General features: G+C 61.0%; 12 protein-coding genes. 9 read left to right on the top strand and 3 right to left on the bottom strand.

The features are described 5' to 3' along the window. Positions 1-22 precede the first annotated feature (22 nt). The gene (locus BM438_RS41645) at positions 23-1,234 is read left to right on the top strand and encodes an MFS transporter (protein WP_093646844.1); all 1,212 of its coding nucleotides are present in this window, start codon (positions 23-25) and stop codon (positions 1,232-1,234) included. A gap of 82 nt (positions 1,235-1,316) precedes the next feature. On the opposite strand, the gene BM438_RS41640 is transcribed toward BM438_RS41645, so the two are convergent. The 3 genes from BM438_RS41640 to BM438_RS41630 all read right to left on the bottom strand — a co-directional run bounded on the left by BM438_RS41640 (position 1,317) and on the right by BM438_RS41630 (position 3,664). After that, positions 1,317-2,216: a SphA family protein gene (locus BM438_RS41640; RefSeq protein WP_093646841.1), complete on the bottom strand. Its 900-nt coding sequence runs from the start codon at positions 2,214-2,216 to the stop codon at positions 1,317-1,319. Positions 2,217-2,344: 128 nt separating this feature from the next. Then, on the bottom strand, positions 2,345-2,713 hold the full coding sequence (locus BM438_RS41635; RefSeq protein ID WP_093646839.1) for a Rieske (2Fe-2S) protein: 369 nt from the start codon (positions 2,711-2,713) through the stop codon (positions 2,345-2,347). Positions 2,714-2,725: 12 nt separating this feature from the next. After that, complete coding sequence (locus BM438_RS41630) at positions 2,726-3,664, bottom strand: VOC family protein (protein WP_093646837.1); 939 nt, start codon at positions 3,662-3,664, stop codon at positions 2,726-2,728. Between the two features lie 250 nt (positions 3,665-3,914). On the opposite strand from BM438_RS41630, the gene BM438_RS41625 reads away from it, so the two are divergent. From BM438_RS41625 to BM438_RS41590, 8 genes are all read left to right on the top strand, one after another. Continuing rightward, on the top strand, positions 3,915-4,913 hold the full coding sequence (locus BM438_RS41625) for a fumarylacetoacetate hydrolase family protein (protein ID WP_093646835.1): 999 nt from the start codon (positions 3,915-3,917) through the stop codon (positions 4,911-4,913). Between the two features lie 37 nt (positions 4,914-4,950). Beyond that, the gene (locus BM438_RS41620) at positions 4,951-6,084 is read left to right on the top strand and encodes an FAD-dependent monooxygenase (protein ID WP_093646832.1); all 1,134 of its coding nucleotides are present in this window, start codon (positions 4,951-4,953) and stop codon (positions 6,082-6,084) included. 358 nt (positions 6,085-6,442) lie between these two features. Further along, a complete protein-coding gene (locus tag BM438_RS41615; protein ID WP_093646830.1) occupies positions 6,443-7,447 on the top strand; it encodes an ornithine cyclodeaminase family protein in 1,005 nt (334 codons plus the stop codon). Between the two features lie 54 nt (positions 7,448-7,501). After that, entirely contained in the window at positions 7,502-8,512 is a 1,011-nt protein-coding gene (locus BM438_RS41610; protein ID WP_093646827.1) for a dihydrodipicolinate synthase family protein, read from the top strand. Between the two features lie 12 nt (positions 8,513-8,524). Further along, complete coding sequence (locus tag BM438_RS41605) at positions 8,525-9,994, top strand: NAD-dependent succinate-semialdehyde dehydrogenase (RefSeq protein ID WP_093646825.1); 1,470 nt, start codon at positions 8,525-8,527, stop codon at positions 9,992-9,994. A gap of 203 nt (positions 9,995-10,197) precedes the next feature. Then, complete coding sequence (locus tag BM438_RS41600) at positions 10,198-10,890, top strand: TetR/AcrR family transcriptional regulator (RefSeq protein ID WP_093646823.1); 693 nt, start codon at positions 10,198-10,200, stop codon at positions 10,888-10,890. 842 nt (positions 10,891-11,732) lie between these two features. Further along, on the top strand, positions 11,733-12,002 hold the full coding sequence (locus tag BM438_RS41595) for a DUF1488 family protein (RefSeq protein ID WP_093646820.1): 270 nt from the start codon (positions 11,733-11,735) through the stop codon (positions 12,000-12,002). 342 nt (positions 12,003-12,344) lie between these two features. Further along, positions 12,345-13,805: an ISKra4 family transposase gene (locus tag BM438_RS41590; protein WP_093646818.1), complete on the top strand. Its 1,461-nt coding sequence runs from the start codon at positions 12,345-12,347 to the stop codon at positions 13,803-13,805. Positions 13,806-13,964: the final 159 nt, after the last annotated feature.

Raw genomic sequence — 13,964 nt, 5'->3', positions numbered from 1 at the left:
GAGCCTGTGAGGTCACGACTTGATGACATGGGTGCGGTTGTGCACGGCTCACGCCATTGACCGCGGCGCGCAATGGGCGCTTTATATCTGCTGCTTTGGTAGCATGGCATCGATGCGTCTGTGCGATTCGATGCTGCCTGCTCTTGCCGGGGAGTTTGCGGTTCCCGCCGACCACGCTTCGCAGACCATATCGTTGTTTGCGCTCGCTTACGGAGTCTTTCAGCTGTGCTCCGGGCCGCTCGGCGACCGGCTCGGTAAAATACGCGTGATCGCGTTCGCGGCGTTTGCCTGCGCGCTTGGCAATTTTGCAGCATGTCTTGCTGGAAGTCTGGACGAACTGCTTGCCGCCCGGCTTTTTTCGGGCGCGGCTGCCGCGGGCATTGTTCCATTGACGATGGCGTGGATCGGCGATCACTGCCCGGACGGCGAGCGGCAGGAAGCGCTGGCGCGTCTGCTTGGCGCTACCGTGCTTGGCATGATGGCGGGGCAATGGGGCGGCGGCGCCCTGGCTTCGTCCCTGAGCTGGCGAACACCCTTCCTGTCGGTTGGTGCCGTGTTCGTGCTCGGCTGGGTGACGGCGACAAGCGTATCGCTGCGCATTTCGCGAGACACCTCGACGAAGCGTCTCACATTCGTGCACCAGACGATCGATATTCTCGGCGCAAGGTGGGTTCGCCTTGTCCTGCTGCTGACTTTCGTTGAGGGCACCTTTGCCTACTGCGCATTGGCGTTCATGCCCACCTACCTCAACGCGTCGTTTGCATTGCCCTGGTCCAGGGCGGGACTGATTGCCGCCACGTACGGGATCGGCGGGCTGATCTTCAGTCTGAACGCGAAGCGCGTAATACGACGTTTGAGGGATACGCGCCTCGCGGAAGGGGGTGGACTGTTGCTCGCCATAGCGCTTGTCACACTTGCGGCCTCGCCTGTCTGGTGGCTATCTGTTCCGGCCTGTGCACTGGCCGGATTTGGCTTTTACGCGCTTCACAACGTCTTGCAGAATCATGCCGCGCAGATGGCGCCGCAGGCAAGAGGCACGGCCGTTTCGCTGTTTTCGTGCGTGCTCTTTCTGGGGCAATCGTTTGGCATCGCCATGGGCGCCTGGTCGGTCAGTCACGTTTCAGTACGCGTCCTGTTCGTTGTCTGCGGGCTGGGACTGCTTGTCCTTGCGCTCGTCCTTGCGCATCTGTTGAGGGTAGGACGCGCGCTGCCAATGCCACGAGTCCGGGAATAGGCCGGCAGTGGCAATTCGGCACCGACGCCTTGATCCGACGCGGGTGCCGGGCGATGCAACGGCAACGCCCGGATCCTCGCCCCTAGAATTTCACGTAGGCATTAAGCCACAGCGTATTGCCGTAGGCAGCATTGCGCGCATAGATCTGATGCTGCCAGTGAAGCACAGCCCCCCATTTCTGCGATCCATAGCCGACCTGCGGTCCCATGGTCAACTCGTTGGTCCGATGTCCGTCGCCGAACGCAGACTGTCCATTGATCCTGTCGTCGTTGAGTTGGGTATTCACATATCCGCCAACGCCCACGAGCCAGTTCTGGTTGATGTGGTAATTGACACCGTAGTCCGCGGTAAGCTGTACGCCCGACTGGTAGCGGGTCGCCGCATTGACGCTGCTGTAGTTCAGGTTGATCTTGGAGCTGAGCTCGAGCTGCTGGAGCGGCATCCATGTAAAGGCGTAGGCAAGATAGAGACTCGTGACGTTATTTCCCGGATTGAAAAGGCGGGTCTTGTCGTATGAACCCCAGGGAGCAACGATATCGACTTCGACAGTCTGGAAATAGTGCGGCGACTGCCAGCCAACGAGTACGCCAAACAGCGGGTCGCCGAATCCCCGTCCACCGCCCGAGATGCCAAACGACGGAAGATGCAGCGTGCCGTCGACGTAGGGAACGGCTGCCTGAACGGCTATGTTGCCGCCGAAAATGGTTGGGGTTTCAAAGACATGGACCGTCCGGAGTGCATGAGCCTGCAGGCCGCCGTTAGCGCCGGCAGGGCTGCTGTTGCCGCCACCGTCGCGCAGTGAGGTCATGTCCTCGAATCTGTTGTAGCTGTAGATGTACGTTCCCGGTCCGCCAAGCAGTCCGCTCATGACGGTCATGATCCCGGACGGATAGCTGCTCGTCCCGTTTTCGAGGGCGAAAGCCGGGCTCTGGGCCAAGCTGGCCACGACGCACATGGCCCCGTAAAGTCTGTATCGCTTCATTTCATTGTCTCCTGTATTTATATGGGTTTTGATTTGTAGTACGAAGTTTTTTATCTGGAAACCGGTTTCCGTTTGCGTGCAATCTGGTTTGTGTGGCCGACTCCTCGGGGGAATCGCTGGTGTTCCCGTCAACGCGGCATCGGGAAAAGCGCGCTCACGTACCTGCCTTCTTCAATCCTCAGCGAGACGGCCTCGAGATACTGGCCTGCGCAGGGTCCCGATATGCACAGGCCGTCTTCAGGCGTGAACTTCGCGCCGTGGCCGTGGCAAACAATATAGTTCTCGCCGTGGTCGAGATACGCATGCTTTTTCCAGGGCAGGGATGCCCCGGGCCAATGCGGACACGAATTGGTATAGGCACGCAGGAGCTCCCCTCTGCGTACGACGAAGAGGTCGTCGACGCCGCGTCCCTGCAGGTCGAATCCGCGTGCGCCAGTAGGCGAAAGCGCGTTCAACTCGCACAGGCGGACCCATCGGGAGCAGTCAGCGTCTGGCATGGCGATCTGCGCTCAGGACTGTTTCGGGGGCGGACCTCCCGGCGCCCATGTCTCGCGCCACTGGAAGAGAAATTCCTGTGAGTTCTCGGCAATGGCGGGGGCGACACGCGGAACCCAGGCGTCATCGAGCTGATCCATGTCCGCGTCGTATTCGATATGGCAGCCCATCGGGCTATTGAAATACCAGAACCAGTTCGACCCGAACCGGTGACGCCCCGGCCCCCAGAACGATTCGTAGCCTTTCGCCGCGAACGCGTATCCGGCACGCAGCACGTCCGACGGGCCGCCCATGTGGAAGGTGAAGTGATCGCAACCCTGCATGACCGGCGGGGTCTTGATGAGGAACAGCGTGTGGTGATCGAGGGTGCCCTGCGGGCGCAGAAACGGGCCCATTCCGGTGAAGCGATCGTTGACCCGGAACCCCAGCCGGTTCACATAGAAGGCTTCGGCCTTGTCTGTGTCGGGCACAAAGTAGACGACGTGCGAAAGCGTCCGGGGAAGCGGCGGCGGTTCGTCGCAGTTGGCCGGCGAACCCGCGACGTTCAGGCCGCGGCGCGCGTCGCCCGGCGCATTGACCTGCTCGGCGGCAAGCGTTGGCGCCTGACGCACGGATACCTGAAATCCGAGGACGAATCCTGCGTCGTCGGTAGCTTCAATCGAGCCATCCACCAGAAATTTGACTTCCCGGTCCTTGCCCAGCTCGTGCGCGATTTCATCAAGCGCGGCCCGATCTTCCACACCGTAAATCGTCTTGCGCAGCTGGTTGGCGGTCGGCAGCGTCCAATTCGGGAGCGACGGGTCGTCCTTGTGGCGAATGATGACGCCGGTCCCGTCAAGCGCCTCGAATGCCCCATCGCCTTTTGGAGTCAGTCCGTAGTCGGCGAGGAAAGTCGCGCAGCTTTCGACGTCTTCAACGCCGAAAACGAGTGTGTCAGGTCCAAGAATTCTCACTTTAAGCGTCCTGTTGAAAAAATGAATGCGATATCGATTAATACGATACGGTGCGGATCATAATATTCCCCAGGCTCCTGATCACGCAAGAGGGCTCAAGGTTTCCATGGCACTTTTCGGCATGAGGAAAAACCCTCGCTTACGATACGTTGCGTATCGTATATATTATGAGCCGATCACTAACGAAGGTGCGTGCGGTGAGACTGGGAGGCCGGTTTCGTCGCCGCAGCCTGGAAACTGGAGCCGAACAATGAAGCTGGGTCGCATCGCTGTGAATGGTCCGGACGGGGACGTTGCCCGCCTGGTACTGGTATTGCCTGAAGAGGGGCGCGTCGTCGATCTGAAGCGCGCGTCGGTGCTGGCGCTGGAAAAGCAGGGCGCGACGGGGCAAGCGGCGCGCCGGTTCTCGGAGGCGCTCTTTCCCGGCAGCATGTCGGCGGCGATTGGTCTGGGCGAGCGATTCCTCGACACGGCCCGTCGCGCGGACAGGGAGCGCCCCGATGAGGCGTCGATTCCAATCGCAGAGGTGAAGTGGCTGCCCGCAACCGACCCTTCCGTTGTCCGTGACGGATTGACTTTCATCGGACACATCAAGGGTTTTCACGAGAAGATCGGGCACAAGCCGCATGAGAGCCTGCTGAAAGTTCCTGGCTACTTCAAGGGCACGCCACACACGGTCATCGGACATGATGCGGAGGTGCCGTGGCCGGGTTACATCGGGCATATGGACTACGAGCTCGAGCTCGGCTACATCGTCGGCCGGCGCGGCGGCAATCTGAGACCCGAACAGGCGCGTCCTTACCTCTTCGGTATTACTGTGTTCAACGACTTCAGTGGACGCGACCGCCAGTCGATCGAAATGCCGATCCAGATGGGGCCGACCAAGTGCAAGGATTTCGCCTATGGGGTGGGTCCGTGGATCACGACGATCGACGAATTTGCCGATCTCGACGCCATTCCGATGGAGGTCCGTGTGAACGGCGAGACCTGGGGCAAAGGCACGAGCGCGAACAAGCTGTGGAGCGTGGACGAACTGATCGCATGGGTCAGCCTCGGCGAAGTCCTCGAGCCGGGCGACGTCATCGGCTCGGGCACGATGGGCGGGGGCTCCGCGCTCGAACTCGACCGCAGGCTGCAGCCAGGCGATGTGGTAGAGCTCGAAGTGGGCGGCATTGGCATCCTGCGCAACCGCATGGGACAGCCGCAGTCTGGCTTGTGGTGGCCCGAGGAGCGCGCTCCCTTCATGTGAGCCGGCATCACTACAATAATTTCAAGGAGACACAGTCATGGCTTCGCAGCACAAGGTGCTTATCGTAGGTGGAGGGATCAGCGGCATGACGCTCGCCCACGGGCTCGCGCGGGCCGGTGCGGATGTGAGGGTTGTGGAGAGCAGCCACCGATCCGATCAACAGGGAACCGGCATTTCCCTGCTCGGCAACGCGCTTCGTGCACTGGATCGCGTGGGGCTCGCCGATAGTTGCATGGCGGCGGGATCCGGATGGGACACGGTCAGCGTGCGTAACGATGCAGGCGAGATCGTGAGCGAGCGGCGTCCTCCGCGCACGTTCAGGGATGACGCGCCCGGCGCGATTGGCATCATGCGGCCGAAGCTGGCTGAGGTGCTCGAAGGGCATGCACTGGCGAGCGGTGCGCGGGTCGACTATCGGACCTCCGTCGAGGACGTCGAGCAGGACGGCAACGGTGTGTCATACCGGCTGTCGACGGGCGAAACAGGGCGCTGCGATCTGCTGGTCGCAGCCGACGGAACGTATTCGAAGACGCGTTCCAGGGTATTCGGCACTGAGCATCATCCGACCTATGCCGGACAAGGGGCGTGGCGTTTTACTGTTGAGCGTCCCGCGGGGTTTGATGGGCTGGTGCTGTACAAGCACCGGGACGGTCGTGCGGTGGGCGGGCTTCCGTTGTCGGACACGCTTTGCTACTACTTCTTCCTCGAGAATGCGAAAGTCCATGCGCATATGCCGCGAGAGAGGTTGAGCGAGATGTTCAGGGAGCGTCTGGAGGGGTTCTCGGCTCCAGACCTTCGCGCGGTCATCGGCCGTTGCGATGGCACGCGCTACATCAGTTACCGTCCGTTCGACATTCTGTTCATGCCGCAACCGTGGCATCGGGGGCGAGTCGTACTGGTGGGAGATGCCGCTCATTCGGTCACGCCGCAGCTAACTTCCGGCGGCGGCATGGCGATCGAGGACGCCGTCGTGCTCACCGAAGAACTGGGTCAGCGGGCGAGTATCGACGATGCACTCGTGGCATACGGTCAGCGTCGCGGCGAACGGGTGAAGCGTGTGTTCGACATCTCACTGGCTATCTGCCAGGCGGAGCAGGATCCGCATGGAGGCGGACAGCGCGCCGTCGATCTGTTGTTCGAAGGATATGGCGTGCTCGCTCAGCCGTTCTGAGCGCAGCGCGTGCTGTACGGCTTCATGATCGGCGGCCCCGAGACCGGGGCCGCCGGGAAGTCGCGTCGTTCAATGCGGACCCACAACCATCCTGCCGCCGCCGCGCTCCGGCTCGGCGCAAACCGGACAGCTTGACCGGCGCCGAGCGCACATGCTCTGCCTTGCCTGGGTTATGCGCGCGGATGGCGTCCACCAGCAAGTGATGTTCGCCATCGGTGTCGTAACGAAGTCCCATCTGACGATTGCGACCGAGCTGAATTGCCAACCCTGATCCAGGGCGTGCATCGGATTGCGCAGAAACGCATTAATGCCTCTTGCCCGCAGCCATCCCCCTTCAATTCACTCTTTACTTTTGCTCATGACCACCACCTCGTTTTCTCCCGTGTTTGTCTCCGGCGAGGCCGCCAGGGCCGTCTTTGACTGGACGGATGCCATACGCGCCCTGCAGTCGGCCTATGCCCGTCCGATTCCTCCCAGGTCCACGCCGCCGCGTACCGTGGCTGTCGCCGGCAGGACCTGGCTGCGTACGCTGCCGGCCGTGCCGGTGGGCGGCCGCTACTACGGCGCCAAGATCATGGGCATGGCGATGGGCTCCGCCGTGCCCGGCGTGGAATACGTGATCGTGCTGTTCGACCAGGAAACCAGCCGCATCGCCGCGTTTGTCGACGGCAACCTCGTGACCGGCTTCCGGACAGCAGCCACCTCGGCCGCCGCACTCGACCGGCTGGCACCGGGAGGGGCGGCACGCCTTGCCGTGCTCGGCAGCGGCCTGGAGGCCACGATGCATACACGCGCTATCGCCAGCGTGCGGGATCTGACCGAGGTTGTCGTCTTCAGCCCGACACCCGAGCGGCGCGCCGCGTTTGCCGAAGCCGTGACACGCGATCTCGGCGTGCCCGCCCGCGGTGTCGCCTCGGCGCAGGAAGCGGCGGAAGGGGCCGATCTCGTGCTTGCCGCAGCCCGCTCCCGGGGCGAGCAGCCGATTCTTTTCGGCGACAGGCTCAAGTCCGGCGCGACCGTCGTATCGATCGGTTCGACCATTCCCGAGCAGCGCGAGATCGATGTCTCGGTCGTCGCTCGCAGCGACATCATCGTGTGCGACATGCTCGAGGAAGTGCTGGAAGAAACCGGCGACATGCTCGCAGCCCATGAAGCTGGCGTCGCGTTCAGGGACAAGTCATTCAGCCTGGCGGATCTGATGAGCGGAAAAATCGACGAGCGCCTGAACAGCGCCAGAACCAGAATGTACAAGTCGGTGGGCGGCGGCCTGCAGGACATCGTGGTGGCGGAGCTCATCCTCGACAAGGCAATCGCGGCAGGCCTCACGACGACGCTGCCGATCGAATTCGAAACCAAGCGCTAACCGTGCGCCAACGCACGCGACATTCAATAGCAACGCAGACGAAAGGAGCACAGCATGGCCCGCTACAGCAGAAAGGAAGCCCGTGAATGGGCACGTGAGAACCTCGTTGGCGTCGCCAACGTGACCATTCCGACCATGACGTCGGACTTCAGGCGCATCAACGAAAAAGCAGTCCGGCACGACGTCGAACTGTCGATCAGGCACGGCTTCGTCGGCTCTCTCTCATGCTCGGAAGTGGCCATCACGCAGGCGCAGTACGGCGAGTTCTGCGGCATCATGGCCGACCAGGCTGCGGGCCGCCTCATCATCGTTCATCACGCGGTCTTCAATACGCTGGAAGACAACATCGAGGCGATCAAGCTGGCCGAGGCGGGTGGCGCCGACCTCGTGCTGCTCGGCTATCCCCCGTACTTCTATCCGAAGTCCTACGACGAAGTGTTCGAGTACACGAAGGTGATCTGCGCGTCGACGAATCTCGGCGTGATGGTGTTCCCGCTGCCGGCCTGGGGCTTTTCCCGCCTGCATCCCGCCGACATTCCGCTGCCGGTGCTGCGCCGCATGGTGGATGAGATACCTAACGTGGTCGCGATCAAGGCCGAGGGCGGCATGCCCTACATCATGTCGGCAATCGAGGTGCATCGCGAATTCCACGAGGAAGTCGTCATTTCGTCTCCGCTGGAATACGAATACGTACCGCTTGCGCAGGTGATGGACATCCCGTTCTGCGGCACCAACTATTCGGCCTACTACGGCCCGCTTTTGCCACGAATCCACAAGCTGATCCGCGCCGGCGAATACAACGAGGCCACGCAGCTCTGGTACCAGATGGACCCGGCACGCAAGGCCTTCGCCAGCCTGCCGATCGCGGCCAACGGTCTGCTCAACCGGATGTTGTGGAAGTACCAGGCATGGCTGCAGGGCTATAACGGCGGCCCCATGCCGCATCCGACGCAGCGCGTGTACCAGCGCGACATGACCGTCTTGCGCAAGGGCCTCGAAGCAGCGGGCCTCAATCCGGCAAGCGATCCCGACGAGGCATTCTTCGTCGGCCGTCATCCTGTGTGAGAGCCGACCGTCATGAATGAACTGATCACGCTTGCCCTGAAGGACCCGGGCCTGCTGCGGCAGGCGATGCTGATCGACGGCGAATGGGTGCCCGCCGACAGCGGCGAGACGCTGGAGGTGCGCAATCCGGCCACCGGCGAACTGCTCGCACGCGTGCCCAATGGCGGCGCGAACGAGACCCGCCGCGCAATCGCTGCAGCCGGACGCGCGATGCAGGTCTGGCGCAAGGCGTTGCCGAAGGAGCGCGCCAAGGTGCTGCGCACCCTCTACGACCTGATGCTGGCAAACATTGACGACCTCGCTATGATCATGACCGCGGAGCAGGGCAAGCCGCTCGTTGAATCGCGTGGCGAAATCCTGTATGCAGCCGGATTCATCGAATGGTTCTCGGAGGAAGCGAAGCGGGTCTACGGGGACCTCATTCCCCGTAGCGTCGATGGCCGGCGCATCCTCGTGCAGAAGGAGCCGATCGGTGTTTTCGCGGCGATCACACTGTGGAATCTTCCATCCGCGATGATCACCCGCAAGGCCGGCCCGGGGTGGGCCGTCGGTTGCGCCGGGGTCATCAAGCCGGCGAGCCAGACGCCGCTGTCCGCGCTGGCATTGGCCGTGCTCGCCGAGCGCGCCGGTCTGCCGCCGGGGGTATGCAACGTCGTCACCGGCTCGGCTCGCGCCATTGGCGGTGAGCTGACTTCCAGCACGGTAGTGCGCAAGCTTTCGTTCACTGGATCTACCGAAGTCGGGGCGCAACTGCTGGCGCAATGCGCGCCGACCATCAAGAAGACGAGTATGGAGCTGGGCGGTAATGCGCCATTCATTGTCTTCGACGATGCCGACGTGGACGCAGCCGTAAAAGGCGCGCTCGCCGCGAAGTACCGCAATGCCGGGCAGGCTTGCGTCGCGGCGAATCGCATACTGGTGCAGTCAGGCATCTATGACGTCTTCGCGAAGAAGCTGGCCGAAGCCGCGGCCGCCCTCGAGGTAGGCAACGGCATGCGCGAAGGCGTGGTGCAGGGGCCTCTCATCAACGAGGACGCCGTCTGCAAGGTCGAAGAGCATATTTCGGACGCCCTGTCCAAGGGTGCCCGTGTGCTTGCCGGCGGAAAACGCCATGCACTCGGCGGCTGCTTTTTTGAACCGACGGTATTGGCCGATGTGTCTCGCGACGCCCTGATCTTCAGCGAGGAAACCTTCGGACCGGTCGCGCCGCTGTTTCGCTTTGACAAGGAAGAGGAGGCAATCGCGCTAGCCAACGACACGCCGTTCGGACTGGCCGCCTATGTGTTCGCGCGTGATGTAGGGCGAATCTTCCGTGTTGTCGATCAACTCGAGTTCGGTATGGTTGGTGTCAATGAGGGGTTGATCTCGACGGAGGTGGCGCCGTTCGGCGGGGTAAAAACCTCCGGTCTGGGCCGGGAAGGCTCGAAGTATGGCGTCGACGACTACCTTGAAATCAAGTATGTCGCGCTCGGCGGGCTTTGACGGCTTTGGACCGCGTTGGCAGTCGTTGTCATTCTGGCGGGAACCGCGCGGATTGGCATTCTTCGAATTCGCCGGCAATTAGGATACGATGTGTCTTATAATTCCGTGCTGCGCGTTTCGCGCTCACGGCAACGCGTTCGCCCGGGTGTTCCCGGCGACGCGACGTATCGCGGCCATACTGCCGCCGACTTTCCGCTATGCCAATGAAGACAAACGCCCAGCTTTCCGTTACAGCGGCTTCCACCACAAGAGGCGTCGGCCGACCGCGCAGCGAGGAAACCCGTGCGCAGATTCTTGCGGCGACGGTTCGTCTGCTCGAAACCCGCACGGTTCAGTCGATCTCGATCGAAGCCATCGCCAAGGAGGCGGGTGTCGGCAAGGCGACGATCTACCGCTGGTGGAATTCGAAAGCCCTCGTCGTGATCGATGCATTCATCGAACACCATGTCGTCAAAACGCCCATGCCGCACAATTTGCCGCCTGGCGACGCCATTGCGGCGCATCTGATTTCGCTGATCCACGAATACGCCGGCTGGTCCGGCAGGATCGTCGCACAGATCATTGCTGAAGGTCAGGCCGATCCAGCCGTGCTGCGCGAATTCCGCGAGCGTTTTCACTATGGGCGCAGGGCGCTTGTCAGGGAAATGCTCGAAGAGTGGCGCAGTTCAACCAGCATTCGCGTGCCGCCGAACATCGAGACGTTGAGCGAGGTTCTGTATGCGCCGGTCTACATGCGCCTGCTGGTTGGAAACGGTCCGCTCGACGACCATTTCGCGCAGGAGCACATCAGTTACGTCTACACACTGTTGGGCGCCGAGGTGCCCGATGTAGTGCAACTGCGTGAGCAAATGAAGCGGAAAACGCCCTCGAAAAAGACGACGGGTGCTCCGCGCTAAAGCAGCCGTCCTGCCGTCACAGAGGCGACGAAATGTCGTGCGCTAGCGTGACCGTCTTGCGGGACGGGCATCACCTAGGAGCTAGGTGCCTCGAGTTCTCACCGTGAAAAATCGCTCAGTCGGGCGTTCGTAGTCATGGCGATCGTTTGGAGGCCCCATGTCGGAAGTGCAACCGAGTAGGGTGTTTGCTGGCTACACGCGTGTATTTCTGAGCACCGGTCCCCGTCAGCCAGAAGCCTTCGCGCCATACCAGACCAGTGGATGTACGCTGTTGTCGGCCCATGATTTCGGTGAGGATGAGCCACCTGGCTATCTTTTCAAGAAAAATCTTCGGACGTTGCAGACCGGCTGGCGCCGATATACGTTGTTTTCTTTGCCGGATCGATGGACAACTGGGCCACTGTGGCTGACATATTTCTGCGGGAACAAGGGAGTCGGTCCGGCAGAACTTGCGGGAAAGGCACGCGTCCACGCCGTGGCGTGCTACCCATTGCAGGCACATGTATCTGACCGACCAAGAGGGTTGCGGTTCGACAGCTACCCTGACGCAACGCTTTGACCTAATTAAAGTGATCGATTTTTCGTTATCTATTTAGTTAAACTTGTCCTCTGTCCGTGGCTCACGTTGACTCCCGGAAAAGCTCACCATAAGGAGGTATGTTGAACGTGGCCGCCCGCAAAAATTATTGAGCAGGTACGTTACGTGGCGATTAATAGCGGATACCTCGTGAGGTTGAATCGTTGTGTCAATGACGATCGTCCTGCTTTCAACTTCTGGTAAATTATTGCTGCGCGGCGCAGTACAAATACAAAGGCCGCCAATAATATCGTCGAGGTGCTTCATGGAAGTTCTTGATCGCGTGGCCGCCGTCTCGCCGGACGGACGCGCTGTGATTTTCATGCTGTCGATTCGCGGACGCGAGATCGAAGGCGCGGTTGCTCGTGACGCACTCGAAGAATACTTCTGGCTATCGCGCGACGCGGACGCAACGCGCACACTCCGGACGTTTGAAAACGGTCGCAATCGCATTGTCGCGGTCGCCCAAAGAAAGTTACTTGCGCGGCCCGACGAACCACTGCGGCTGACCGTGAACGGCTTCCTGACCCGATAACCGACGGTTGGCGGCTGGCCATACCTGTCGCGTCGACGTACATCTGATAAGCGCAGAAAAAGCACGATCGTTCAAATGTTGATTCTTGGCACCTACGGCGCGGCGTTGCGCGACAAAGAGAATGGCCAATGTCAGCGTTTATCGAAGCCGAGAGTGAACCAAACCGTGGGAGGCCATTTCCGTCGACTTGATCGCCGTCATAGACGGCGCGACGGCGCCTTACCCGATGGGATGCGGCGCGTGGAATCTGCGAGGTTTCTAACGAAGAGGGCCCAGCGAGCCCGCCCGGCACGCTCGCTGTATCAGCTACGCTGGCGACGTTGCCAACCGATCGGAGTTGCTATGCGACTGATCATCGAGGCCCGCCTGGAGGGTGGGAAAACGAGTGAGACTGAAGCGACGACCGTTGCTGTTGTGGAACGAAAGGACCGGAGCGTCGCCGACCTGGGACTCACACTTGCCGAAGGCCGCGCCTTGCTCGCCGAGGTTCAATCGTTACTGGTGTCAGAGCAGACTGCCGGGTGGATGGAGAGCCAATTGGCTTGCCACCGTTGTGGCTCGATGCTGGCGCACAAGGACGCCCGGTCGATCGCGCTGCGAACCGTGTTTGGCAAGGTCAAAGTGCCGAGCCCGAGGCCGTGGACGTGTAGCTGCGCGGCAAAGCCGGGGCAACCGCGCCGCTCTGTGAGTCCGCTGTGCAAGGCTGTACGTCAACGTGTGACGCCGGAATTGGAGTACCTGCAGGCCAGGTGGGCCGCCCATCTACCCTACCGTCAAGCCACAGAGTTGCTTCGGGAGGTCCTCCCGCTGGACAAAGGGATCTCCTTCGGTAGCATCCGTCGTCGGATCCTTACCGTTGGTAGCGCGCTGGACGCGCAGATTGAGCGCGATATCGCGTCTGGACCAAAAGTGGAGAGCACAGTGCAGGTTCGAGAATCGACCACCGTGGGTTGCGTGAGCGTTGACTCGGCGTGGTTGCGCTTTAGCAGCAGCCCCAGGAGCCGCAAAGCGGCGCGCGACCTTGCCGAGCTGAAATCGCCCTGGGCGCAGAAGTTGACTCAGGATCGACATGTCAACGTCGTCGCGGGCCGAGCAACTCTCGCTGATCACACCCCGCGTCTCTTTGCGTATGTGCATAAGATGGTGCCATCGGCGCCCGCACGGCTAGACCAATTCCTCTTTGAAAGTGGCGTGGGTCAAGACGAGCGAGTAACCGTGATTAGCGATGACGCCGGCGAATTTGGCAAGGCTGTGGACGGCAGCCAGCTCGCCAGAGCAAGGATCCTGGACTGGTTTCACATAGCGATGAAGTTCAAGGCTGCCAGGAGTTCGGTGTTCGGAAACAAAACGATCGAGCCCGACGACCGAATTGCAGTAGAGACAGCGATCGATCACGCCAAGTGGCTGGTTTGGCATGGAAGGGGCCAGCAATCAGTATTCCGTATCAAAACATTGGATGCCACGCTCATGGTGAACGACGGCTATGAGTATTCGACGTTGTACTGGAACCTGCGCCGTCTGTTTTTTTACATCGAGAACAACGCCGGTGCGCTCGTGAACTATGGCATGCGCTATCACAAGGGGCAACCAATCAGCAGCAGCATTGCCGAGTCCGCGGTGAACCTGGTGGTCAGCCACCGCATGGCGAAGAAGCAGCAAATGCGATGGACGGACAAGGGAGCCCACTATCTAGCGCTGGTTAGGGTTGCAGTTCTCAACGAAGAATTTTCGGTTGAGAGACTTGCCGAGTTAGCCAGGGCTTCTGTAGCTGCGAACTCACCGAATGCGCACCGAGCGGCTTGAATTCAGCTCCCACGGTTTGGCTCACTCTCGATGGACTGAGTGCGGACAGCGCAGCACCATGGTAGCTATTGATATTTCCTAAAATCATGACAACCGTTGAGCGTCTCAAGCGTTATATCTCCAGGACAATCGTGGAGCCAGGTTGGCATGACGCAAAGA

Origin of the sequence: Paraburkholderia aspalathi (assembly GCF_900116445.1) — a bacterium.
Classification (GTDB): Bacteria; Pseudomonadota; Gammaproteobacteria; order Burkholderiales; family Burkholderiaceae; genus Paraburkholderia; species Paraburkholderia aspalathi.
The sequence above is the reverse complement of the archived record's forward strand: the minus strand, read 5'-3'. Positions and strand labels throughout refer to the sequence as shown.

Coding starts and splice junctions, on each gene's coding strand:
- BM438_RS41625 (WP_093646835.1), top strand. CDS start 3,915: ATGAAGCTGGGTCGCATCGCTGTGAATGGTCCGGACGGGGACGTTGCC.
- BM438_RS41590 (WP_093646818.1), top strand. CDS start 12,345: ATGCGACTGATCATCGAGGCCCGCCTGGAGGGTGGGAAAACGAGTGAG.
- BM438_RS41610 (WP_093646827.1), top strand. CDS start 7,502: ATGGCCCGCTACAGCAGAAAGGAAGCCCGTGAATGGGCACGTGAGAAC.
- BM438_RS41645 (WP_093646844.1), top strand. CDS start 23: ATGACATGGGTGCGGTTGTGCACGGCTCACGCCATTGACCGCGGCGCG.
- BM438_RS41640 (WP_093646841.1), bottom strand. CDS start 2,216: ATGAAGCGATACAGACTTTACGGGGCCATGTGCGTCGTGGCCAGCTTG.
- BM438_RS41635 (WP_093646839.1), bottom strand. CDS start 2,713: ATGCCAGACGCTGACTGCTCCCGATGGGTCCGCCTGTGCGAGTTGAAC.
- BM438_RS41620 (WP_093646832.1), top strand. CDS start 4,951: ATGGCTTCGCAGCACAAGGTGCTTATCGTAGGTGGAGGGATCAGCGGC.
- BM438_RS41600 (WP_093646823.1), top strand. CDS start 10,198: ATGAAGACAAACGCCCAGCTTTCCGTTACAGCGGCTTCCACCACAAGA.
- BM438_RS41605 (WP_093646825.1), top strand. CDS start 8,525: ATGAATGAACTGATCACGCTTGCCCTGAAGGACCCGGGCCTGCTGCGG.
- BM438_RS41615 (WP_093646830.1), top strand. CDS start 6,443: ATGACCACCACCTCGTTTTCTCCCGTGTTTGTCTCCGGCGAGGCCGCC.
- BM438_RS41595 (WP_093646820.1), top strand. CDS start 11,733: ATGGAAGTTCTTGATCGCGTGGCCGCCGTCTCGCCGGACGGACGCGCT.